This window comes from Streptomyces sp. NPDC003635, assembly GCF_053587635.1.
In genome coordinates this window covers 111,197-134,295 of the sequence record NZ_JBSFOK010000017.1, presented here as the reverse complement: position 1 = coordinate 134,295, position 23,099 = coordinate 111,197, and the positions used below count along the sequence as shown (strand labels likewise).

Sequence of the window (23,099 nt, the reverse complement as noted above, 5' to 3'; positions counted from 1 at the left end):
AGGGTGAGCAGGTCTCTCGCCTCGGTAGGAAGCGGGGCCACGCGGTGCGGCCAGTGCAGGTACGTCGGCTGCACCCCACCGGCGGGGTGGGCGCAACAGCGCTGAGGGCCCATGACGTGACGGCTTCAGCAGAGCCGTCAGGGGTGGTGCTGGGCTGCGCGCAGGCACGGTCTCGGGCGTCATGGCACGGCGAGGAACGGCGGGAAAGCCGTTTTCGCGAGGTTGCCCTTCGTCACCCTCACCACGGTCTTGGGGGCGCCGATCACACCCTTCGGCAGGGACAGGGTGACCAGATACAGACCTGGTTCCACATGCGCGAAGCCGAACCAGCCCGAGCCGTCGCTGAGCCGGGTGGTCTTCTGGCCGCTGCCGGTGAGTGGGGCGAGTGTCACCGGCACCTGGTCCAGCGGGCCGCCGCTGCGGAGCATGAGCCTGCCGGTCACGTGCCCGTCCTGGGGCGCTGTCTTCCACGGCATGCCGGGCACCGCCGCCTGGTCTTTGAACGGCGCGTCTTCGCCCTGGGTCAGGGCCTGCTCCAGCTTGGCGCGCTCGGCGGCAAGGCCGTTGGCCGCCACGTCCTTGCTGGGGGCGGCGTAGGAGTAGCCGCTCCAGCCGGCCGCGGTGTTGCCCGCCGCGCTGGGGCTCAGCGCCTCCCTGACCTGGGTGAGCGAGTCCGAGACGCTGTTCAGGTACAACGCGGGTCCGTTGACCGCCTGCCGCTCGCCCTGGTGGTCGGCCAGGAACTCGGACCACTCGGAGAACATCCGCGCCTGGTCGGGATTCCAGTTGCGCTTGTAGTTCATGGTCACGGCGGTGTCCATGATCCCCTCGTCCAGCCAACCCGCCCAGTCCTGAAGGACCTCGGCGTACGTGCGGGTGGCCTGCCAGCCGCCGACCGCCTGCGGGCCGTGTCCGTAGGTGATGGCGTCCATCGACAGGCGGGCTCGCGGGTCGACTTCCCAGACTCCGAGGTAGATCCTGCGCACCAGTTGGGTGACCTGGTTGCGCCGCCAGTCGCTCCAGGCGGTGTCGGACGGGAGGGGTACGTCCGTCCGGCCTGTCGCCTGCTGGAAGCGGGCGAGAGATACGGCGTTGTAGCCCCAGTCGCTGTGGGTGGTGGTGGAACTGCCGTCCGGGTAGCGGACGTAGTCGAGGTTGATGCCGTCCACGTCGTAGTTGCGCACGATGCTCTGGATGCCGCGGACGATGTAGTCGACGGCCGCCGGATGGCCGGGGTCCACATAGGCGTTGGCACCCACCAGTTCCTGGCCGTCGGCCTTCCTGTTGAGCCAGCGGTCGGATCCGGTGGCGCTCGGGCCGTGCTGGTTGAAGACGTGGTCCGGCGAGCGGGGAGGGGTGTTGCTGTTCCACATGGTGTTGACGTTGACCCAGGCGTGCACCTGCAGTCCGGCCGCGTGTCCCTGCCGGACCACTTCCGCCAGCGGGTCGTAGGGCTCCGGGGCGATCGCGGCGTCGGTGCGCGGGTACAGGGCGTTGTTGCAGAAGCAGTCGTAGCGCCGGGCCGTCTGCACGATCAGGACGTTGGCGTTGACGTCCAACGCGTCCTGGACCAGAGCCGTGACCTGGGTGGGTGTGTAGATGCCCGGGTTGAACGCGTCCGCCCAGTAGCTGCGCCACTGGGTCGGCGCCGCCGCGCTGTCGTCGGCACGGGCGTGGGCGGGCGGCGCGGTGAATGCGCCGAGGAGTAGGCCGAGGCCCGCCGCCAGGGTCATGAGGACGCGAGGCAAACGCATGTCGAGGTGTCCCCCCGGGTGGAGTTCGTCGGCTGCGGGCGTACGTCGTGGGAAGGCGGTGGGGCCCCGGCCGGTTCTAGGCGAACGTGGCTCCCCAGGTGGCCGGACCGACGATGCCGTCCACGCTCAGGCCCTTGCTCGATTGGAAGCTGCGGCAGGCGGAGTCGGATCCCGGCCCGTACTGGCCGTCCACGGCGAGGGAGTATCCGTGGGCGCTGTTCATCCGGTACTGCCAGGTCGCCACGCTGGCATGCACGAAGGTCGGCGGCTGGCGGAAACTGACGCCGGGGTAGGGCAGGGGGCCGCCACCGGGGTTGACCTCGCCGCTGAGCACCCTGGCGTACAGGTTGCCCGGGCACGCGGTCGCGTGGTGGTCTCGGTGGCCGGTGATGGCCCGCGCGGCGCCTCCGGACACCCGCAGGCGGTTGATGCCGAGGCGGACGGCGTCGATGAGTCCGGCGGTGATGGTGTCGTAGTTGCTGCTGGAGCCGCCGGTCAGCGCACAGACGGCGTACCAGTCGTCGTTGCCCTGCGTGGTGCCCTGGGCGGCGGTGCGGACGTACTCGCCGCGGCCCTGGAAGAGGTAGCCGTGGACGCAGGCGAGGTGGCTGTAGGCGATGTCCGACCAGCCGTTGTCGTCCATATGGAAGTTCTGGATGCCCCGCACCTGGGCGGCGCAGTCGGCGTGGTTGGCCTTGGCCACCTTCACCGCGTCGACGTGATGGACGACTACGCCGCCCTGGGCTGGGGTGATGTTGCTGCTGACGCTTATGGGTGCCCTCGCGCCCCACTGGGAGCGGGTGACGAACGTGGCCATCAGCTCCGCCCTCCTCGGTCCAGGGCGCAGTCGACGGCGGCGTTGAGGGGTTCGGCGTGGGCGCCGCGCGAGGCTTCGGGGCCGTACACGGCGCCGGGGTGGCGGGAGTGCGTGACGATGGGGAGTTCCCGGCGTCCCGGCGGGAGGGGGGTGTCGGCACGGGCGGATCCGGAACATATGGCGGGCAGCGCGACAGCGCCGGCGGCTGCCGCCAGGAGCGTCGTGCGACGAGACGGGCCGTGGGTCAACGGTCCTCCAAGGGGTGGGGAGGTACGCGCAATTGTCGAGACGTTGACAGGTTCCAGTCAAGACAGGGGTGGTCGTTCGACGTACCGGCATTGCTCGACCCCGAAGCTGTCCGGTCGGAAGGGCGGCGCATAGCATCCACCGGAAATCTGAACAAATCTTGGAAGGTCACACTTTGAGCTGACGTGGTCGCTACTGTCGCCGTTGTGCGCGATCCTGAAGCAGATCACCGCGATGAACTGTTGCCCTCGGTCCGGGAGTTGCTGCAATGGATCGCTGGGAGCAACGACCCGACACTCGCTCTGAGCGCTTACGCTCAGCGCCTGCTCGAACGGCTTACCGCTCTCGGCCATGAAGCCGATGAGCAATCTCGCCTCTCACTGGGCTGGCTCCATTGGCACCGCTACCGGGCTCTGCCCGCGGGCGAGGACGCGATGGACCTCGAAGCAGCGGCCGAGGCATTTACGCAGGGTTTCATCGCCGGTCTCGAACCCCTGCCAGATCCGCTGCGATCGCACCTTGCACAGGAGGCAGTTGCTCACGCGTGGGCGGAGTCCCAGCAAGCGCGGGACATGCCGACGCGAGGACCGCTGACCGCAATCGCTGCTCTGTGGAATCGCATGGCTTTCGCCACCGAGGACGGCTTCGAGCGCTCCGCATACTGGGGACTCTTCGCCCTGACGCTCTACGAGCGCTTTCAAACCATGCATGATCCGCTGGATCTGGACTGGAGTATCGAGTACTTCCAGAAGGCCTGGAACGCGGAACCAACGGACGATCCGCGTCGCTTGACGGAGGGGTGCGGTCTGCCCTTCATGGTCGCGCTGCAGACGCGTTTCGCCACCCGCGCCACAGCTTCGGATCTGCACCGCGCGATAGCTGTCGGAGAGGACCTGCTCGCCGGACCGACCGCTGACTCACCTGGGCCCCCGGAGCTTCTCACCATGCTCAGCCTCCTCCTCCAGATGCGATTCGATCTGCAGGGGGTCCAGGCCGACGTGGAGCGCTCCGTCGCCTTCTCCGAACAGGCTGTGCTTGCACCGGCTGATGATCCGGCCATGCGCGCTGCCGGTCTAGTAGCCCTGGTGGATGCACTGCAGACGCGGTTCGGCTACTCGAGAGAGCAGGCGGATCTCGATCGCGCTATCCAGGTGGGGCAGGAGGCGGTCGCGAGTGCGCCGTCGGGCCATGAGCAGCACAGCTTGTGCATGGCCGGCCTCGGTGTGACCCGACTCCTGGAGTTCGAACACCGCGGCTCGCCAAGCGACCTGGACCAGAGCATCGATCTCCTCCAAAAAGCCTTGCGGAGCACGCCATATGCGCACTCCTCCCGCTCGGTGATCCAGACCAACCTCGGACTCGCCCTGCTGACCCGGTTCGAAGCCATCGGCGCGGCCTGGGATCTCGACATGAGCATCCGGCTGCTTGACGAGACCGTCACAGCGACCGTGATTGCCGCACACACTGACCGCGCGAAGGCTCTGACCAACCTCTGTCTCGCCTTGCAGTTGCGGTTCGAACGCTCGCGGGATCCACTCGACTTGGACCGCGCGATCGATGTGGGCGTGGACGCGGCGAACGTGATGCCTGTCCGTCAACCTGACCGCCCGCGGTGCCTGCTCACCGTTGCCAGTGCCTTCGAGGCGAGGTACCTGTACGCGAGTACGTCGGCCGATCTGGACCAGAGCATCGCCAGATTGCAGGAAGCAGTCGATGTGCTGCCCGGCGACGCTGCGGAGCGGCCCAAATTCCTGGACAACCTCGCCGTCGCCCTGCGCAGAAAATTCAGGCGAGACGGTGGTGCGACCGACCTGGACCGGGCGATCGAACTTGGTCAGCAAGCCCTGTCGACAGCGCGGACCGCTGATCCCGCTCGTCTGAAGCATCTGTGCAACCTTGCCGCCTCCTTCCACGCGCGGTTCGACAGCAGGGGCGCGCGGACAGATCTGGAGACTGCGGCCGCCCTCTACACCGAAGCGTCCGAGGTGACTGCGGCGGCTCCCTCCCATCGCATTCGCGCAGCGCGGGTCGCCGCGAAGCTGTGGGTTCGGGCGGGCTCGCCGGATTCGGCGGCGGATGCGGCGGAGTCAGCGACCCTGTTGCTGCCGTACGTGGCGCCGCGCCGCCTGGAGCACAACGACCAGCAGCGCATGGTCGGTGAGTTCGCAGGACTGGCCGGCGAAGCCGCGGCGCTGGCTCTCGCCGTGCCGGGCGACAGCGCACCTGTACGGGCGGAACGTGCTCTGCGACTGCTGGAGTCGGGGCGCGCGGTGCTGCATGGTCTGGCCCTGGAGAGCCGCAGCGATCTCACCGACCTTCGAGCCCGTCACCCGGCACTGGCACGCCGATTCACCGACCTTCGCGAACGGCTCGACCGCCCCGAGTACATCTTCGACTCGGCTGATCACATCGACAGCCTCGCCGCGACGGAAGCGGGGTCGGACCGAGTGCACGCATATCGGTGTCAGCTGTCTGAGCAATTCACCACGCTCCTTGCTGAGATTCGGGCTCTCGATGGTTTCGCGGCTTTCGCCCTGCCGCCGGATACGGCCGAGTTGCTCGTTGAGGCGGCTGATGGCCCCCTTGTCTTCCTCAACGTCGCCGAGACGCGCGGCGATGCCCTGATCGTCCGTCCCGACGGCATCGTCGCGCTGCACCTGGCAGGTCTCACCGCGCAGAGCGTTGCCGAGCAGGCTGCCGCGTTCCACACGTCTCTCGCCCGCTGCACCCGCAAGGAGGAGGTGCTGCAGGCACAGCGCGACCTCAACCGCGTGCTCGCGTGGTTGTGGGACACGGCCGCGGGACCGGTTATCGACGCCCTGGAAGTACCGGATCACGACGACGGACCTGTGCCCAGAGTCTGGTGGGTGCCCTGTGGCCGGTTCGCGCTGCTGCCCCTGCACGCGGCGGGCCACCACGGCGATCCGTCCGGCGTGCCTGGTCGGCGCACCGTGCTGGATCGCGTGGTCTCCTCCTACACCCCGACCGTACGAGCCCTGCGGCACGCCAGACAACGGGCTGCCGCGTCTGACGCGTCCCGGGGCTCCGCGCTGGTGGTGGCGATGCCGACGACGCCTGGACTGCCCTCGGAAAAGAACCTCGGCGGAGTCTGGGAGGAGGTGGCCGCGATCCGCGCGCTCTGGCCCGATGCCGAAGTGCTGGTCGACGCGGTGGCCCACACACCACCGACCAGGCCGACCGTGCTGGAACGGCTGCCGCATCATGCGGTCGCTCACTTCGCCTGCCATGGCGACAGCGATCCCGGCGACCCCTCGCAGAGCGGCCTGCTGCTGCTCGATCACGTCACGGGCAGACTCACCGTCGCCGCCCTGCGCCCGGTCAACCTCGACGGGGCGCAACTGGCCTATCTGTCCGCGTGTCGTACAGCAGCCATCGAGGCCATCGACCTCACCGACGAGTCGATCCACCTCGTGTCGGCCATGCAGCTTGCCGGCTTCCCTCAGGTGATCGGCACTTTGTGGCAGGTCAATGACACCGCTGCGGCGGCTGTGGCCTCCGAGTTCTACAAAACGCTGACCACAGGCCGTGCCGCGGTGGCTCTGCATCGCGCGACCCAACAGATGCGTGCCCGCTACCCGCGGTTCCCCTATCTGTGGGCAGCGTATGTACACAGCGGCGCCTGAGATATCGTCCGACCCGTATCGAGGAGGGCCTGGCCGTGCAACCACCCACCACAGTGGAGCAGTTGCTCCTGCTGATCCTCCTCGTGCTGCCGGGCGTCACCTATCAGTACCTCAGAGAGCGTCGGCGGGGGCCAGTCGCGGCCGAGCAGGTGTTCGCCGACCGGGTGCTGCGCGCCATGACGGCGAGTGTCGCCCTCGACGCGGTGTACGCCGTGATCCTCGGCCCCTACGTCGTCGAGGCCGTCCGGCGGTCGGGCTCCGGATTCCAGGCGGTGGGCGATCAACCAAGAGCGGCTGGGCTGTGGGCGCTGGTCCTCTTCCTCGGCGTACCCGGGGCGGCGGCCGTCGCGGTGTCCTGGTGGGAGCGCAGGAACAGCCGGGCCGCGTACTGGCGCACACCCACGGCCTGGGACCATGTGTTCAGCAATCTGACCCGGCCACGGTTCGTGCGCGCCCGACTCAAGGACGGGGCCTGGGTGGGTGGTTGGTTCGACGCGCGCTCTTACGCGTCCGGCTACCCGCACGGGGGAGACCTCTTCCTCCAATGGAGCTACCAGATGAACTCGGACGGTTCCTTCGGGCCACCGGTGGCGGGAACTGCGGGCCTGTACATACGCGTGGAGAACATCGACATCCTGGAACTGGTGGACGCCGTACAAGTGGAGGACACCACATGACTGACTCCAGCACACCGCAAGAGGCCCTGACCCCGCACGAGCGAGCCTTTCTGGCGGGCCTCGACGGCGACCGCGGATGGAGGCTCTCCGCACCGGAGACGGAGACGCCCCCCTCACCGCCTCCGGGTCGTGCCGGTGCCTCGGCTCCCGCGGCCGACACGGACACGACGGGGGAGACCCCACCTGCCGGGAATGAGTGACCTCCCCGAACTCTGGAGGGCTGTCGTGACGGCGGGGGCATCACATGGCCTCCTTCACGCGACTCCTCGGCCGCGCGTCCGATGTCGCTGGATCCCTGCGTCAAGCCGTTCTTCGGAGTCGCGACCCGGTGAACGTGGATTACCGCGGCCGAACGGACCGGTTCCGAGGCGTGCGCTGCCCCGTCGGTGCCGGAGGATCCGTGGCCGATGAGGGCCTGATGCCACTCCTCCGCGGGGAGGAGCACCTGGCCCATCGAGGGCTCGCACTGGCCCACGCCATCATGTCCACGCGCCGGGCAGGTCTGCCTGCGGCCTCATGGGTGCCCAGCGCTGCTGCTCCTGCATGGAGGGCTGCTTGCCGGTCGACGGCGTGGGCGACAAATGTGTGAGAGCGCTCCCAATGAGGGAGGTAGAGGGCCTCGCAAGAGTTCGCGGGGCTGGGACCGGGCGGTTGCACATGGGTGAGGTGACCTGCTGACGGAGCGCGGCCCGAGCCATCGGGTTTGGGCAGGTCGGGCCCAGTGAGCGGCGCGCTGTGCCCAAGGTGTGAGGGCAAGGGTTGCGCGAGTGGGCGTCGGCCTGTACCTCGTGCCCCCATGTGGTCGGCGTCCGGCAGGACCGCGGCATAACGCTCCCACCCGTGGCCGGCTGCCCCCTCACTCCAGGTAGCGCGCGGCGTGGACCGAGCACCCTGCGGTCCGGACCGCCCAGCAGGATGATGGGCGTATGGATGGGATGCCCTTCGCCGCTGCCCCCGGGGCGGAAGAGGCGGACCAAGGCGCGCCCTTCGGCCCGCCCCCGGCCGCCATCGCCCTGCTCGATGCGGACGGAGTGCTCGTCGGGTGGAGTCGCGAGGCCGAGAACCTCCTGGGATACGCGGCCTCGCATGTGCTGGGACGCCGGGCCGCGGAGCTGATCGCACCGCCCGAGAGTGCCCGCGGGGGATCACGAGAGCCGCGACCAGGACAGCGCCCGCGGCTGGCCGGGGCCCGCAGTCACATCGTCGACGTGCGTCACCGTTCCGGAGGAACCGTGCGGATCGCGGTGACTGTGCATCGCCTGACCGCCGCGTTCAAAGGGGCCCCTTCCGCGGTACTCATGGCGACCGAACTGGAGCAGCAGCGCTGGTGGGAAACCCGTCTGGCGATGCTGCAGGGGCTTGTCGCCCAGTCCCCGGTGACCTTGACCATCTACAGCCCCGAGGCTCGCCTGCTGTGGGCCAACGCAGCAAGCATCCGGGAACTCGGAGGTGACCTCACAGGGCTGGTGGGCCGGACCATGACAGAGCTCTTTCCCGGCGACGTCCTCACAGCCCAGCATCCAGAGCCGCCCGAGGAGTTCGTCCAACAGATCTTGCAGACCGGTGAACCCATCATCGACCTGCAGTTCCGAGGGCGTGGCCCGGCCGATCCCCGGCGTGAGCACGTGTGGTCGTCGTCGTATTTCCGGCTGGTGGACGGCCGGGGAGAGCCCGTAGGTGTGTGCGAACAGTCCATCGATGTCACCGACCACTACCGGGCCCAGCAGCGCCTCGCGCTCCTGGCGCAGGCGGGCGCGCGGATCGGCTCCACGCTCGATCCGTCCGGAACGGCGGCGGAACTCGCCTCGCTGGCCGTGCCGCAGTTCGCCGACGCCGTAATCGTCGACGTGGCGGCTGCGGTGCTTGAGGGAGGGGAACCGAAACCTGTCATGGGATGGGAGCTCCTCCGAGTGGCGGACTCCGGGCCGTACCCTTCCCGGCTGGGGGAGGGCGTCGCCTACGCCGTCGCGTCTCCGCAGGCCGAAAGCCTTGCCACAGGCCGGACGACGACGGATGCGGCACGTGCTCCGGTGCGCCTGTACGTCCCGCTTCGCGTGCGGGAGACGGTGGTGGGGCTGGCCAGCTTCGTGCGGGGCGATGATGGCGAACCCTTCGACGAGGGCGACCGGGCGGTGGCCGAAGAGCTGGTGTCGCGGACCGCCGTGTGCATCGACAACGCCCGGCGCTATCGCCGCGAGCGCACCGCCGCGCTCATGCTCCAGCGCAGTCTGCTGCCCCGGTCGCTTCCCGAGCAGAGCGCGGTGGAGGCGGCGAGCCGCTACCTGCCGGCCGACAGTCATCTCGGTGCAGGCGGCGACTGGTTCGATGTCATCCCGCTCTCCGGTGCCCGCGTCGGGCTCGTCGTCGGTGACGTCGTCGGCCACGGTCTGGGCGCTGCCGCCGCCATGGGGCGCTTGCGCGCGATGGTGCGGACCCTGGCCGAGCTGGACCTGGCGCCCGACGAACTCCTGGCCCGCCTGAACGATCAGGTCGGCAAGGAAGTGCCGGACGAGCAGGAGCACGGTGCGGGCGGCAGCGGGATCGCCGGAGCGACGTGCTTGTACGGCATCTATGATCCGGCGTCCCGGTCGAGCACCTGGGCGCTGGCTGGACACCTGCCGCCGGCCGTCGTGCATCCGCGCGGAGGCGCCGTCACCTTCCTCCGTCTGCCGCCGGGGTCTGCGCTGGGTGTGGGGCGGCTTCCTTTCGAGAGTGCGGAGGTGGAGCTGGCGGCGGGTAGCGTCGTCGTCTTGTTCACCGACGGCCTCGTGAAGGCTCCCGGTCAGGGCGTCGAGGCGGGACTGGACCGGTTGGCGGCTGTCCTCGGCGAACAGCGGGGCTCATCGCCCGACCGACTGTGTGCCCAGGTCGTCGCGGAGCTGTCCGCGGACCGTGTGCAGGACGACGCGACCCTCCTCGTCGTGCGCACCCGTGCCCTGGGAGAACACCAGGTGGCCGCCTGGGAACTGACCCCGGACCCCGCCCAGGTCGCACGCGCACGTTCCATGGCCACCGAACAGCTCACGCGGTGGGGGCTGGACGACCTGGCCTTCACCACAGAGCTGGTGGTCAGCGAACTGGTCACGAACGCCATCCGGTACGCCTCCGGGCCCATCGGTCTGCGGTTGATCAGGGACCAGTCCCTCATTTGTGAGGTCTCCGACTCGCAACACACATCACCGCACGCCCGCTACGCGGGCAGCGACGAAGAGGGCGGACGCGGACTGTTCATGGTTGCCCAGCTCACCGAACACTGGGGCACGCGCTACACGCCTGCGGGCAAGACGATCTGGGCGGAACAGATACTGCCCGCGCACTGACGTTCCGCGGCCCCGCGATGCGGTCGCCCTGCTCGGGCACACTTTTGTCACGGCGCCTTCCCGGGGGCCGTCCCCTGCCTCGGCACACACACCGCTATGCCCAACGCCTTTGTCCGGGACCTTTGAGGTCATGTGTTCTTGGCGCGTCGCAGAAGTGCGCGTAGGTCTTCCTCGAACCGTAGGCGTCGGACGATGACGCGTCGGTATGTGACCGGGAAGGAGAACGTGGATCGAGCTCCCGAGTGGTGTTCGATATCGATCATCACCGCTGAGTCGAGTGTGGGCAGCCGCCTGGTCAGGAGGAGCGGAAGGACCCAGCCCCAGGTGCGCGCATCGATCGCGTTGCCGTAGACCAGGGCGGCACACCGGTTCGTTCCCAGTTTTTCGCGCAGGGCGCCGGAGAAGGAGCGGGCGGACCGAGGACCGTCCCAGTCGACATGCTTGCCCAGTTCGCCGGAGTCCACCTGCACCACGACGTCCTCGTCGCTGTCAGGCACCGTGATCCACTGCAGCTGGACGCCTCTGCGGCGGGTCCATGCCCCGGGGGCGACCCGTATCACCGTCTCGAGAACGCGGATGTAGTCCTCGCGCACATTCGGCGGCAGAGAGCTGAGTTCGGCCAGAATCGCCCCGCCCCGCACTGACATGCACGCCCCCGACGTGGTGTGTGACCTTCCCGGCCGTAGGGTAATGCAGCCCGGTTCCGGCACGTTCACGGGTACTGCGGGGCCCTCGCGCAGCTAAACGTACCTCTCGCGGCGGACCCGACGATCACGCCAGAGACGTCAAGTGGATGACACCGTCGTAGGGTTGGAGCTGACCTGCGGACTGTCACCCGGAATGCGGGATGGAGCCGGGCGAAGCGGCCTGACCGCAGGCGCTACTGCCACTCGGTCTGCACGCACCGCGCACGGGCGGGACGGCGTACCGATCTACCGCCTCCTCCCCAGGCGGCCCGCCGATTCTCCGTTCTTGTTCACCTATAGTCGGTTTCCGGCCACCGATAAACGAACTCCCCTGCGGTAAAAGGTACTTCCGTAACTAGCCGCGTGCATGACATCTTGCGTCCATCACTTGTTTCGTACGACCCGGCCTGACCACCGGGTCCTCGGAGGACGCATTGATACCCCACAGATCCGGCCGCCCTCGACGTACCCTCGCGCTGGCCGCCACGCTCGGCGCGGCGCTCGCCCTCGGGGCGCCCGCCGCGCTGGCCGACACCGCCCCCGTCTCCCCTTCCGGCTCTGACGCCTCCGCCCCCGCGGCGGCGCCCCGGGCCGCGGCCCCCGCCCCGAGTGCGAACTGGGTTGCCGGCACTCGCGCGTACCTCGTGATCACCGCCCCGGGCGACACCGCGGCGGTCCGTGACGCGGTGACCGCCAACGGCGGAACGGTCTTCCACTACTACGACGCGATCGGTGTCATCACCGCCCACTCCGCGTCCGCCTCCTTCGCCGCCACGATGCGCGGTGTCAGCGGGGTTCAGCAGGTCGGCGCCACCCGCACCTCCGACGTGCCGGCGGACGCCTACAACCCGGCGCTGCCCGCCAACCCGCCGCAGTCCGCGACCCCTTCGGGCGAGCCGGTCCGCGCCGACATGACGCAGATCAAGGCCGACCAGGCATGGGCCGTGACCACCGGCTCCGCCTCCGTCAAGGTCGGCATCCTGGACACCGGTGTGGACGACCAGCACCAGGACCTGGCGCCGAACTTCAACGCCGCGGACTCCGCGTCCTGCGCGTACGGCAAGCCGGACACCCGCACGGGCGCCTGGCGCGACGTCGGCACCCACGGCACGCACGTGGCCGGTACGGTCGCGGCCGCCAAGAACGGCAAGGGCGTCATCGGCGTGGCCCCCGGCGTGAAGATCTCCTCCGTGCGCATCGCCGAGCCCGGCACCTCGCTCTTCTTCGCCGAGAACACCATCTGCGGCTTCATGTGGGCCGGCGACCACGGCTTCAAGGTCACCAACAACAGCTACTACACCGACCCTTGGCAGTTCAACTGCCCGGACAACGCCGACCAGGCCGCGATCATCGAGGGCGTCAAGCGCGCCCAGGAGTACGCGGAGGGCAAGGGCTCGCTCCAGGTCGCGGCGGCCGGCAACTCCAACATCGACCTGGCCAACAAGACGACCGACACCGAGAGCCCGAACGACTCGACGCCGGTCACCCGCACCATCACCAACGCCTGCCTGGACATCCCGACCGAGCTGCCGGGCGTCGTCACGGTCTCGGCGATGGGCACCACCGCGAAGGCCTCCTACTCCAACTACGGCCTGAACGTCGTCGACATCACGGCCCCGGGCGGAGACGCCACCGGCATCTACAGCACCCTGCCGGGCGGCAAGTACGGTTCCAAGAGCGGCACTTCGATGGCCTCGCCGCATGTCGCCGGCGTGGCGGCGCTGCTGGCCAGCACCAACCCCGGCATCACCCCGGCGCAGCTGCGCGACAAGCTCGCCACCCAGGCCAATGACATCGCCTGCCCGTCGGACAGCCGCTGCAAGGGCACCACGGCCAAGAACGGCTTCTTCGGCGAGGGGCAGGTCGACGCCCTCAAGGCCGTCGGCGGCACCCCGCCGCCCGGCAAGTACTTCGAGAACACGGCGGACTTCGCCATCGGTGACAATACGACCGTGGAGAGCCCCATCACCGTCAGCGGCGTGACCGGCAACGCTCCGGCCACCCTGAAGGTAGGTGTGAACATCGTGCACACCTACATCGGGGACCTGAAGGTCGACCTGATCGCCCCGGACGGCACCGTCTACACGGTTCACAACCGCTCGGGCGGCAGCGCCGACAACATCAACCAGGTCTACACCGTCAACGCCTCCGCCGAGGTCGCCAACGGCACCTGGAAGCTGCGGGTCAACGACAACGCCGGCGGCGACACCGGCAGGATCGACTCCTGGAACGTCACCTTCTGAGAAGGTCTCCAAGCTAGTCAGTCGCTGTTCTGATGTGTGTTTGTGACTGGCGGTGTGGGCGGCCGTTGCACGTGTGTGCGTGCTCGCCGTCCGCACCGCCATTGACGTGTCTGATGCCCGCTGGGCTCTGATCGAGCCGGTCTGCGCCGCCTGACGGGCGAGCCGGACGGGCCTGGGGGCGGCGACTCGGGTGCGCGATCTGCGCGAGATGGTCAACGCGATCATCTGCGTCAACTGCACCGATATCCCGGGGAGTACCTGCCGCACGGTTTCCCGCAGCATCCAGTCAGCTCGTCTTCCGGATCGGCGCTCGACAACCTCCCCGGCAGCGTCAGGCGCGCGCGGAGCCCTCCCCGGGAAACCGCCGCCGCGCTGGCTGACCGGCACGGCCAACCACTCCTATTCATAGCCGCTTTGACCAGACCTCAGCCCCTGCTTCAGGACCGGGCCCACCAGATCGACACTTAATGCAAGTCAAAAGAAAAGCCTTGTCTGTAACCTTGACCGCGACTGCTGAGGCGGGCATGGTTCCGGGGGAGTGCTCTCCCAGCCATCCCCCGCCAAGGAGTGCCATGCCTCGTTTCGGCGTACTCCCAGCGGCGCCGGTGCCACGAAGATCCGGTCGTCGCGGCCTCGTAGGCGTCCTACGCCGGGCCCGGTCGCGTTCCACATCTGGGTCCTTGACCCTTCCGTTCCCCCTCGTGTCCTACCCCTGACCGAGCCACGCCCGCCACAACTCCCCTCCGGGCCGGATGACATCCCGGCGCCCCGGCCCGGAGGGGCCACCACGCGGTGCTCCAGCAGCCCCGCCGACCGGCTCTTCCCGACCCGCCAGGAGCAGATGTGTCCAGAGCCCCCTCGTACCGCAGACCGGCCACCCGTCGCGCAGGCGCCCCCTTACTCGTCCTCGGCACCCTGGCGGCGTCGTCCCTCGCCCTCGCCGCCCCGCCGGCCCAGGCCGCGGAAACCCTGCTCTCCCAGGGCAGGCCCGCCACCGCCTCGTCCCAGGAAGGCGCGGGGTACGCGGCCGCGGCGGCCGTCGACGGCAACCTCACCGGCACCCGCTGGGCCAGCCAGTGGAGCGACCCGCAGTGGCTTCAGGTCGACCTCGGACAGCGCGCCGACCTCAGCCGCATCGTGCTGACCTGGGAGAGCGCGTACGGCGAGAGCTACCAGATCCAGGCGTCCGACAACGGCACGGACTGGCGGACCCTGAAGACCGTGACCGGCGGGGACGGAGGCACCGACGAGGTCGCCGTCTCCGGCGCAGGCCGGTACGTCCGCATGCTGGGCACCGAACGCTCCAGCGGCTACGGCTACTCCCTGTGGGAGTTCCAGGTGTACGGCAGCACCGACGGCACCCCGCCCACCGGGGGAGGCGCGGTGAAGGTCGCCGGCTCGCAGGGGAACTGGCAACTGACCGTCGGCGGCCAGCCGTACACGGTCAAGGGTCTGACCTGGGGCCCGGCCATCGCGGACGCTCCGAAGTACATGCCCGACGTCAAGTCCATCGGCGTCAACACGATCCGCACCTGGGGCACCGACGGCGGCACCAAGCCGCTGCTCGACAGCGCCGCCGCGCACGGCATACGCGTCGTCAACGGCTTCTGGCTGCAGCCCGGTGGCGGCCCGGGCTCCGGCGGCTGCGTCAACTACGTCACGGACACCACGTACAAGAACAACATGCTCACCGAGTTCGCCAAGTGGGTGGAGGCGTACAAGAATCACCCGGCGACCCTCATGTGGAACATCGGCAACGAGTCGGTCCTCGGTCTGCAGAACTGCTACGGCGGCACGGAGCTGGAGGCGCAGCGCAACGCCTACACGGGCTTCGTCAACGACGTCGCCAGGAAGATCCACAGCATCGACCCCGACCACCCTGTCACCTCCACCGACGCCTGGACCGGCGCCTGGCCGTACTACAAGCGCAACGCGCCCGACCTCGACCTGTACTCGATGAACTCCTACGGCGACATCTGCGGCGTCCAAGAGGACTGGGAAGAGGACGGCTACACCAAGCCGTACATCATCACCGAGGGTGGACCGGCCGGCGAGTGGGAGGTTCCCGACGACGCCAACGGCGTCCCCGACGAGCCGACCGACGTGCAGAAGGCCGAGGGTTACACCCGGGCGTGGAACTGCGTCGCGGGCCACCGGGGCGTCGCCCTGGGCGCCACCCTCTTCCACTACGGCGTCGAGCACGACTTCGGCGGCGTCTGGTTCAACCTCGTACCCGACGGGCTGAAGCGACTGTCCTACTACTCCGTCAAGCGGGCCTACGCCGGCTCGACCACCGGCGACAACACCCCGCCCGTGATCACGAACATGACGGTCAGCCCCGCCTCGTCCGCCCCGGCGGGAGGTGAGTTCACCGTCCGTGCCGACGTGCGCGACCCCGACGGTGACCCGATCGCGTACAAGATCTTCCTCAGCGGCAACTACGCCAACGGTGACAAGCGTCTCGTCGAGGCCACGTGGCGATCCACCGGCAACGGAACCTTCGCCGTGACGGCGCCGGAGAAGCTCGGCGTGTGGAAGGTGTACATCCAGGCCGAGGACGGCCGCGGCAACGCCGGCATCGAGACCAAGTCCGTCAAGGTCGTCGCCCCGCCGGTCTCCGGCACCAACGTCGCGCTGAACAAGCCCACCACCGCCTCGTCCTTCCAGGCGTCGTACGGCGACTGCCCGTGCGAACCCGCCAAGGCCACGGACGGCAGGGCCGACACGCGTTGGGCCAGCGACTGGAGTGACCCGCAGTGGCTCCAGGTCGACCTCGGCGCGGCCACCGCCGTCCGCAAGCTCCAGCTCGTCTGGGACCCCGCCTACGCGAAGTCCTACGAGGTCCAGGTGTCGGACAACGGCACCACCTGGCGCACCGTCCACACCACCACGACAGGCAACGGCGACGTCGACACCATCGACGTCGCGGCGACCGCACGACACGTGCGACTGCACTTGACGGCGCGTGGCACCGGCTGGGGCTACTCGCTGCACGAGTTCGGCATCTACAGATGACGGCGAAGGGCGCCCGGCGGTGCCCTACGTACCACCCCCACTTGGCACCTCAGCGGGCAAGGAGGCCCCATGAGACCACGTTCGAAGCTCCCCGCGCTGCTGCTCGGCAGCGCACTGATCGCCAGCGGCCTCGGCGTCGGCACCGTCGCCACCGCAGCCGGACCCGACGGCGCCGCGACCGTCGCGGTCGGCGCCCACGCCGGGCACACCATGGCGGTGTCGACGCAGGCGTCCGGCGACGATCCCGACGGTGACGGGTACATACCGGCCGTTCCCCAGGTCACCGGAGTGACTCCGTCCGGGGCCACCCCGCCGCCGCGCTACCACAAGGAGTTCCAGGCCAACTGCGCCGTCACACACACCGCGCCGGACGACCCGATCATCTATCCGGGGCAGCCCGGCAAGTCCCACGACCACACTTTCATGGGCAACAGGACGACGAACGCCGCCAGCACGACGGCGAGCCTCTACGGAGGCAACACCACCTGCAACGCACCGGCCGACGCCTCCGCCTACTGGATGCCGTCCCTGTACAAGGGGAACACGAAGATCCTTCCTGTCGGCCCGCAGGTCATCTACTACAAAGCCGGTGTCACCGACTACACCAGCGTGCGGCCCTTCCCCAGGGGGCTGCGGTTCGTCGTCGGCGACCCCATGCAGAGCGCCCAGCAGTTCCGCAGCCACAAGGGCTTCGTCGAGGGCTGGGAATGCGGTGACAGCTTCTTCAACGTCGACTTCCCTGCGAGCTGCCCGAGTCGACCGGACGTGCAGCTCAACATCCGCTTCCAGGCTCCCAGTTGCTGGGACGGCAGGTACCTCGACACCCCGGACCACAAGAGCCACATGTCCTACCCGGTCGTCAAACCCGGCACCAACGACAACATGTGCCCGGCCTCCCACCCGGTCGCCCTGCCGATGATCGAGTTCAAGATGGCCTTCCCGGTCAACGGCGACATGAGCGAGGTCCGCCTGGCCAGCGGCCGCGGGTACTCCTTCCACTACGACTTCTTCAACGCCTGGGAGGAACGGACCCTCAAGGCGCTGGTCGACCACTGCATCGTCGGCGGGCTCCAGTGCGACACGCGCGGCTACGACCAGAACCACCCGGAGCGCGGCGCGGTGCTCAACGCGGATCACCGGCTGCCTTGACCCAGCCGGGTTCCAGGGGCCCGGCCACCCGCCCAGCGCGGGTGCCGCCGGGCCCCTTCCGCCGTCACGAGGCGCTCACTGATCACGTACCGGGGCCGAGTCGACCGTGCCCTTCGGCAGTCAGCGGAAAGTGACGTCGCAGCGCAGGAAGTGCTTCTCCAAGTGCGAGGCCTGGGGCCGCCCGCAATCTTCCCGGCGCGGCCGCCGCCGAGTACACGCCGGGCCGCACATCGGTGCTGCGGCGCGAATCCGTCGGGGTCTGCGCACAGATGCTGAACGCCGTGTGCGTCGACCGCGACACGGGGCGTGCCCTGGTCGCCCGTCCCGAGGTCCGGCTGGTAGCCGTCACCGGAAGCGTCCGCGCGGGACAGGAGTCCGCCGCCGCGGTGACCGCCGACCTCAAACGGCTGCACCTTGAACTCGGCGGCAACGCACCCGTGTTGATCCACGCGGACGCCGATCTGGACGACGCCGTGGAGTAGTTGTCGTCGCTGTCATTCTACAACGCGGGCCAGGACTGCACGGCCGCGACCAGGATCCTGGTCGCGGCCGGGTCCACGACGCCTTCCTGACCCGCTTCACCGAACGGACGTCGCGTCCGCGGCCCGGGCCCCCGGACGACGAGCACGCGGACTTCGGCCCCCTGGGCAACGCTGCCCAACTCGGCTCCGTACGCGGCCTGCTGGAGCATCTGCCGGGACACGCTGAGATCGTCGCGGGCGGCGCCGCCGTGGACCGGCCCGCCTACTTCCACCAGGCCACGGGGGTCGCCGGGGCACGGCAGGACGACAAGATCGTGCAGCGGGAGGTGTTGAGCCCGGTCGTCACCGTCCAGCCCTGCACCGACGAGGCCGAGGCCCGACGGTCGGCCAACGGCGTGCCGGCCGGGGCTCGTCGCGAGTGTGTGGACGCGCGACCACGACCGGGTCGTTCGCGTGTCCCGGGCCCTGCGGACCGGCATCGTCTGGGTCAACCCACGGCACGAGGGTGTCGGAGCGCCACACAGTGGCGTGGGCCGCTCCGGCTACGGCAGCGTCCTCTCCCTCTCCGGCGTGCTCGACCAAGCCCAGGCTTCTCGGCCCTCGCGACCATGTCGGGGGCGGTCGCAGTCGGTTGGCGATGGGGTGTCGAGCTGCTGTGGTATTTCGGAGCCTTTCAGCACGCAGGGGCGCGTTGGCGGGGGTCATGGCGTGGCCTGGGTGTTGGGGAATGCGTGACGTCGGGCCCCGGCGACGATGAGCAGGCTGACTGCCCCGAGGGCGGCGGCTGACGCGGCGACCGCGGTGGCGCCCGAGCTGTGCAGCAGGAGTCCGCCGATGATGCCGCCGAGGGCCATCGCGGTGTTCCAGAGGGTGACGAGGACGGCTTGCGCGATGTCGGCGGCAGTGGTGCTGTGCCGCATTCCGGCTTGTCCGGCCGCGGTTTGCAGCAGGGTCGGGGCACCGCCCCACCCGAGGCCCCAGAGAACAGCGGCGACCCAGACGATCGCGTGTGCCGTGGTGACGGCGAGAGCTGCGGTGGCGAGAGTGAACAGCACCGCGCCCGTGAGCATCAAGGTCCGTGGTCGGCGGTCGACATGGCGTCCGACGAACCAGATGCTCACCAGGCATGCGACACCGAGAGCAAGGAGAACCGCGTCGGTCGCTGAGCCGAGCCCGGCGTACTGCAGGTAGGGAGCGATGTAGGCGTAGATGATCGTGTGCCCGAGAACGAACGTCGTGACCGTGACCATGATTGCCATGACACCGGGCACCGCCAGGGTCTGCCGCATGGGCGATTGCGCCGATTGGGGCGCGGGGTCCGAACGGTCCATGTCAGCCTGCTCAGTGGCGGGTCGCCCCACGCCGGGGACGGACAGGCTGATCCAGCCGATGACGGCAAGAGTGACCAGGGAGACGGAGCCGAACGCCGCCCGCCATCCCACCTGTTCACCGATCAGCGTGCCGGCCGGAACGCCCAAGGACAACGCCACAGGGATCCCGGTCATCGCCACCGCGATGGCGCGCCCTTCCAAGCCGGCAGGTGCGATTCGACGGGCGTAGCCGGCGAGGATGGCCCACGCCAGGCCCGCGGCCACGCCGGCGAGGAACCGGCTCGCGAGCAGGACGATGTATCCCGGTGCGGCCGCGGTCAGAGTGTTGGCGACCAGGAAGACGGCCATGGCGCCGAGCAGCAGTGGTTTGCGCGGTACCGATGCGGTCGCCGTGGCGAGCGGGATCGCGGTCAACGCCGTACCGGCCGCATAGACGGTGACGGCCTGGCCGGTAGCACCTGAACTGGTACCCAGTGAGGCCGACATCCCGGGCAGGACACCGGCAGGCAGAGTCTCGGTCAAGCTCGTGACGAAGACGGCAGTTGCCAGTGCCAGCAGCGCCGACCATGGCAAGGCGGCCTGGCGCGCACAAGACTGTGCGTCAGAAGACGTGGTGGTCATGGACCGAATCCTGAAACCTTCACATGGATGTGATGGTCAAGCCCGGGGTGCGCCGAGTAGTTTCGGCGGGTGTGAGGATCGGGGAACTGTCGCGACTGACGGGTGCGTCCCGTCGGCTACTTCGCTACTACGAGGAGCAGGGGCTGATCGTCCCGGACCGGGGCGCGAACGGGTATCGGGAGTACGACGACCGCTACGTGGACCGGGTCAGCCAAATCCGTGGCCTGCTGGATGCGGGGCTGCCGACTCGCATCATCAAGCAGATCCTTCCCTGCCTGGACAAACCTCGATCGATCCACTTTCCGGACGCGACACCGGAGATGCTGGCCTTGCTGGCCGCCGAGCGGGACCGGCTCACCGAGCGGATCGACGTACTGGTCCGCAACCGTGACGCGATGAGCGAGTACCTGGCTGAAGTCGCACGATGCCGAGCGCTGGCGCCCGGCGGCTCTCACGGAACACCGAACTCCCCGCCGGATGTGTCAGCAACGTCATGACCCGCACGGGGCCGTCCCGTGCAAGCAGCGCAACGTCGTCGCCCGATGCAACGGCACATGAGTCGGCGGCCTCTGATTGATGGCAGCCGCATGGCCTCCCGTGGGGAGCCGGGAGGTGCGGCGGGCCCTGTCGCAGGGGTGACGGCAGGGCCCGACAGAGGGTCCCCCACCTGGGGGCGAAGGATCCCACGGCGACCACGATGCACCACAAACAAGCCACAGCGATAGAGATCGGCCACGACTTCCCTGTGGGCAACTCGGCCCCACCACGACGGGGAGCGGGGCGGGCTGGCCTGCGCGCGGTGCGGTACGGGGTGCAGCCCGCCGGTGAGCGCTCAGGACGAGCGGTGCTGTGTCCGAGCCAGTGCCCGAGAGCTCCCTGACCCGCGGGCTGGCGATTCTGCGGCGTGGGGGAGTGTCAGCCCACACCGATCACGCATCCGTGAGGTGGCCGCCGTTGCGGGCGGCCTCCGGTGTGAGTCCCGTCCAGCGGCGGAAGGCCCGGTAGAAGGAGTTGGTGTCGTCGTAGGCGAGGAGGTAGGCGACTTGGGAGGTGGGGAGGGAGTGGTCGGCGAGGTAGCGGCGGGCGAGCTTTTCCCTGGTGTCGCTGAGGACTGCCTGGTAACTGGTGTCCTCTGCTTGGAGTTGCCGCTGCAGTGTGCGAGGGCTGAGCATGAGCTGGGCGGCGATGGCGTTGATCGAACTCTCCCCGGCGGGCAGGCGCTCGTACAGTGCTGCACGCACTCGATCGGCCGTGGTGGCGGACGCCTCGAGCTCGGACAGGCGGCGGCGTAGTTCCGGTGCGAAGAAGTTCCACATGGACTCGTCCTCGGTGAGGAACGGCAGTGAGGCGTCCTCGGCGGAGAAGGTGACGGCGTCGGCCGTCGCTTCGTGGATCTGCGTGCCGAAGTAGGAGGTGGTCGCGGGTGACGGCTGTGGAGCCCGACGCATCGACAGGCGGGTCGGGTTCACCTCCTGCCGTGTGCCGATGCGTGCCAGGGCTGTCCAGAACGCGAGTTCGGTGGCGACCAGCAGCGGGGGTGGTGGCGGGCCTTCGGGCCAGTGGAACGCGATCGTCAGCCCGCCGTGATCGACAGTGACGCTGAGGTGCACCGGGCCGATGAGCGGCTTGAACGCGGCGATGCGCTCAGCCGCGGTGCGCAGATCGGCGCTGCACAGCGCCGCGAAGATCGGCGGATTGAACGCCTCGACGGACAGTGCGCGCCCGATCCTGACGGCCAGGTCGGGATCCGCCGCCTCGGCGTCCATCGCGTCCCAGAACCGGTAGTACTCGTCGGTCGTCATGGTGACCGGACCGTGCGCGAAGACGCCGGCCGGCAGCTGCGCCCGCCGCAGCACATGAGCGGTGGAGATTCCGAGGTCGTGCAGGAGCGCACGGGCCCCCGGGTCCACGGTGAACCGCTCTGATGCCATCTCTTCAGGCTAGTCCCCGCGCGCGACGGCGGGGATTCCGTACGCGCCATTCGACCCGCAGAAGACGCCATACACCTGATGGCGTGAACGGCAAGTAGGGAGGCGTCATCCGCTAGTTCCTCGTGGTGGTTTCCCGCTTAGCGTGGAAGCCACGGGCCACCGCAGCGGTCGGCTCGACGAAGAAGCGGACCCGCCGGCAGCGACGTGAGCGGGCCTGCTGGAGACGATCAAAGCCGGCGCCGCCGACGCCACCTCACCGGTGACTTCCAGGCCCGGTCCGGGATCTGGCCGGCCCGATACCGGCGATCCGCACCCGTCTGTTTGAGAGGACCCCATGCCCATCAAGACCGCCCTCGTGACCGGCGCCTCCTCCGGCATCGGCGAAGCGACCGCCCTCAAGCTGATCAGCCTCGGCTACACGGTCTACGGCGCAGCCCGCCGCACCGACCGCCTGCACAAGCTCGCCGAGCACGGCCTCCGCCCGCTGGCGATGGACGTCACCGACGACGCCTCCCTGCGCAGCGGCGTCGACCGCGTCATCTCCGAGACCGGCCGCATCGACGTCCTGGTCAACAACGCCGGATACGGCTCCTACGGTGCCCTGGAGGATGTCTCGCAGGACGAGGCCCGCCGCCAGTTCGACGTCAACGTCTTCGGCGCCGTCCGCCTGACCCAGATCGCCCTGCCGCACATGCGTGCCCAGCGCAGCGGGACGGTCGTCAACATCACCTCGATGGGCGGGAAGATCTACACCCCTCTCGGCGGCTGGTACCACGGCACCAAGTTCGCTCTCGAAGCCCTCAGCGACTGCCTGCGGATGGAGGTCAAGCCCTTCGGTATCGACGTCGTCGTCATCGAACCCGGTGGCATCCGCACCGAGTGGAGCGGCATCGCGGCCGACCATCTGGAGAAGTACTCCGCCGATGGCGCCTACTCCGACCAGGCCGAGGCCGTCGCCGCCGCCATGCGCTCCGAGACCATGGCGAAGCGCATGTCCCCACCCACCGTCATCGCCGACGCCGTCGGCAAGGCCGTCACGGCACGCCGGCCCAAGACCCGATACGCCACCGGCTTCGGCGCACGCCCCCTCATCGCCCTGCGGCGCCTCCTGCCCGACCGCGTCTTCGACACGCTGATCTCCCGGTCCATGAGTCTCCCTCGCTGACCTCCGGGAAGGGCCGTC

The 23,099-nt window shown here is 69.1% G+C and carries 15 protein-coding genes and 1 pseudogene; 11 read left to right on the top strand and 5 right to left on the bottom strand.

All coding sequences use genetic code 11. From position 1 onward, the window contains the following. Nucleotides 1-179: 179 nt before the first annotated feature. Nucleotides 180-1,754, bottom strand: coding sequence for a family 10 glycosylhydrolase (locus ACWDRW_RS18445; protein WP_451724368.1), 1,575 nt, complete (start codon nt 1,752-1,754; stop codon nt 180-182). 76 nt (nt 1,755-1,830) lie between these two features. Next, complete coding sequence (locus ACWDRW_RS18440; RefSeq protein ID WP_451724365.1) at nt 1,831-2,571, bottom strand: peptidoglycan recognition protein family protein; 741 nt, start codon at nt 2,569-2,571, stop codon at nt 1,831-1,833. Nucleotides 2,572-3,023: 452 nt separating this feature from the next. Here ACWDRW_RS18440 and ACWDRW_RS18435 point away from each other — a divergent pair, with 452 nt between their 5' ends. The 3 genes from ACWDRW_RS18435 (at nt 3,024) to ACWDRW_RS18425 (ending at nt 10,458) form a co-directional block, all read left to right on the top strand. Next, the gene (locus tag ACWDRW_RS18435; RefSeq protein ID WP_451724363.1) at nt 3,024-6,461 is read left to right on the top strand and encodes a CHAT domain-containing protein; all 3,438 of its coding nucleotides are present in this window, start codon (nt 3,024-3,026) and stop codon (nt 6,459-6,461) included. Between the two features lie 35 nt (nt 6,462-6,496). Further along, complete coding sequence (locus tag ACWDRW_RS18430) at nt 6,497-7,138, top strand: DUF6338 family protein (protein ID WP_451724361.1); 642 nt, start codon at nt 6,497-6,499, stop codon at nt 7,136-7,138. Between the two features lie 926 nt (nt 7,139-8,064). Then, complete coding sequence (locus ACWDRW_RS18425) at nt 8,065-10,458, top strand: SpoIIE family protein phosphatase (RefSeq protein ID WP_451724359.1); 2,394 nt, start codon at nt 8,065-8,067, stop codon at nt 10,456-10,458. Nucleotides 10,459-10,586: 128 nt separating this feature from the next. Here ACWDRW_RS18425 and ACWDRW_RS18420 read toward each other — a convergent pair whose 3' ends face one another. Beyond that, the gene (locus ACWDRW_RS18420; protein ID WP_451724357.1) at nt 10,587-11,105 is read right to left on the bottom strand and encodes a hypothetical protein; all 519 of its coding nucleotides are present in this window, start codon (nt 11,103-11,105) and stop codon (nt 10,587-10,589) included. A 473-nt stretch (nt 11,106-11,578) separates the two neighbouring features. Between ACWDRW_RS18420 and ACWDRW_RS18415 the strand changes: the two genes are divergently transcribed. The 6 genes and pseudogenes from ACWDRW_RS18415 (at nt 11,579) to ACWDRW_RS18390 (ending at nt 18,768) form a co-directional block, all read left to right on the top strand. Then, complete coding sequence (locus ACWDRW_RS18415; RefSeq protein WP_451724355.1) at nt 11,579-13,387, top strand: S8 family peptidase; 1,809 nt, start codon at nt 11,579-11,581, stop codon at nt 13,385-13,387. Between the two features lie 843 nt (nt 13,388-14,230). Beyond that, on the top strand, nt 14,231-16,402 hold the full coding sequence (locus ACWDRW_RS18410; protein WP_451724354.1) for a discoidin domain-containing protein: 2,172 nt from the start codon (nt 14,231-14,233) through the stop codon (nt 16,400-16,402). A 69-nt stretch (nt 16,403-16,471) separates the two neighbouring features. Beyond that, nucleotides 16,472-17,551 (top strand): DUF1996 domain-containing protein, encoded by a 1,080-nt coding sequence (locus tag ACWDRW_RS18405; RefSeq protein ID WP_451724352.1) that lies wholly within the window; start codon nt 16,472-16,474, stop codon nt 17,549-17,551. A gap of 233 nt (nt 17,552-17,784) precedes the next feature. Beyond that, on the top strand, nt 17,785-18,033 hold the full coding sequence (locus tag ACWDRW_RS18400) for an aldehyde dehydrogenase family protein (protein ID WP_451724351.1): 249 nt from the start codon (nt 17,785-17,787) through the stop codon (nt 18,031-18,033). A gap of 14 nt (nt 18,034-18,047) precedes the next feature. Next, nucleotides 18,048-18,380, top strand: a pseudogene (locus tag ACWDRW_RS18395) (aldehyde dehydrogenase family protein); the annotation flags it as partial. A 73-nt stretch (nt 18,381-18,453) separates the two neighbouring features. Continuing rightward, nucleotides 18,454-18,768, top strand: a complete 315-nt coding sequence (locus tag ACWDRW_RS18390) for an aldehyde dehydrogenase family protein (RefSeq protein WP_451724349.1) — start codon at nt 18,454-18,456, stop codon at nt 18,766-18,768. Here the strand turns inward: ACWDRW_RS18390 and ACWDRW_RS18385 are convergent. Beyond that, complete coding sequence (locus ACWDRW_RS18385) at nt 18,735-19,985, bottom strand: MFS transporter (protein WP_451724348.1); 1,251 nt, start codon at nt 19,983-19,985, stop codon at nt 18,735-18,737. The genes ACWDRW_RS18390 and ACWDRW_RS18385 overlap by 34 nt on opposite strands. A gap of 71 nt (nt 19,986-20,056) precedes the next feature. Between ACWDRW_RS18385 and ACWDRW_RS18380 the strand changes: the two genes are divergently transcribed. Then, nucleotides 20,057-20,482 (top strand): MerR family transcriptional regulator, encoded by a 426-nt coding sequence (locus ACWDRW_RS18380; RefSeq protein WP_451724424.1) that lies wholly within the window; start codon nt 20,057-20,059, stop codon nt 20,480-20,482. A gap of 432 nt (nt 20,483-20,914) precedes the next feature. Here the strand turns inward: ACWDRW_RS18380 and ACWDRW_RS18375 are convergent, their stop codons facing one another. Beyond that, nucleotides 20,915-21,916, bottom strand: coding sequence for an AraC family transcriptional regulator ligand-binding domain-containing protein (locus tag ACWDRW_RS18375; RefSeq protein WP_451724346.1), 1,002 nt, complete (start codon nt 21,914-21,916; stop codon nt 20,915-20,917). A gap of 334 nt (nt 21,917-22,250) precedes the next feature. Between ACWDRW_RS18375 and ACWDRW_RS18370 the strand changes: the two genes are divergently transcribed. After that, nucleotides 22,251-23,081: an oxidoreductase gene (locus ACWDRW_RS18370; RefSeq protein WP_451724345.1), complete on the top strand. Its 831-nt coding sequence runs from the start codon at nt 22,251-22,253 to the stop codon at nt 23,079-23,081. Nucleotides 23,082-23,099: the final 18 nt, after the last annotated feature.

Bases quoted from the DNA above. Each gene is read 5' to 3' on its own strand.
- ACWDRW_RS18445 (WP_451724368.1), bottom strand. From the start codon at position 1,754: ATGCGTTTGCCTCGCGTCCTCATGACCCTGGCGGCGGGCCTCGGCCTA.
- ACWDRW_RS18440 (WP_451724365.1), bottom strand. From the start codon at position 2,571: ATGGCCACGTTCGTCACCCGCTCCCAGTGGGGCGCGAGGGCACCCATA.
- ACWDRW_RS18425 (WP_451724359.1), top strand. From the start codon at position 8,065: ATGGATGGGATGCCCTTCGCCGCTGCCCCCGGGGCGGAAGAGGCGGAC.
- ACWDRW_RS18420 (WP_451724357.1), bottom strand. From the start codon at position 11,105: ATGTCAGTGCGGGGCGGGGCGATTCTGGCCGAACTCAGCTCTCTGCCG.
- ACWDRW_RS18405 (WP_451724352.1), top strand. From the start codon at position 16,472: ATGAGACCACGTTCGAAGCTCCCCGCGCTGCTGCTCGGCAGCGCACTG.
- ACWDRW_RS18385 (WP_451724348.1), bottom strand. From the start codon at position 19,985: ATGACCACCACGTCTTCTGACGCACAGTCTTGTGCGCGCCAGGCCGCC.
- ACWDRW_RS18375 (WP_451724346.1), bottom strand. From the start codon at position 21,916: ATGGCATCAGAGCGGTTCACCGTGGACCCGGGGGCCCGTGCGCTCCTG.
- ACWDRW_RS18370 (WP_451724345.1), top strand. From the start codon at position 22,251: ATGCCCATCAAGACCGCCCTCGTGACCGGCGCCTCCTCCGGCATCGGC.